The organism is Pseudoalteromonas sp. SIMBA_162 (assembly GCF_046535955.1).
Taxonomy (GTDB): Bacteria; Pseudomonadota; Gammaproteobacteria; order Enterobacterales; family Alteromonadaceae; genus Pseudoalteromonas; species Pseudoalteromonas marina.
On record NZ_JAWJBQ010000659.1, the window covers coordinates 1 to 259 of the forward strand.

General features: G+C 73.4%; 1 protein-coding gene. It reads left to right on the forward strand.

Annotation, left to right across the window (positions count from 1 at the left end; all coding sequences use genetic code 11):
* The coding region (locus R0J88_RS21310) for a hypothetical protein (RefSeq protein ID WP_410901071.1) at positions 1-259 on the forward strand (259 nt) is incomplete at both ends.

A 259-nucleotide genomic window follows, 5' to 3' on the forward strand; every position in this document is an offset into this window, starting at 1 on the left:
GCTGCATGCGCATGCGGCGCGCGTCGACGCGCTGCCGCTCGTGCGCGTGGTCGGCGACGGCGCCGCGCGCTTCAACGTGCTGCATGCGGAGTTCTTCGGTCCGGACGCGGAACTCGACACCGGCAACTATTCGCACGACGTGCGCGAGCGGCTGATGTGGGGGCGCGACCTGGTCCAGGGGCTCGCCGACCCGGCGCTGCAGGCCGGCCTGTCGCTGACCTGCACCGGTCATACGCCGGTGCGCGCGCCGCAGCGCATC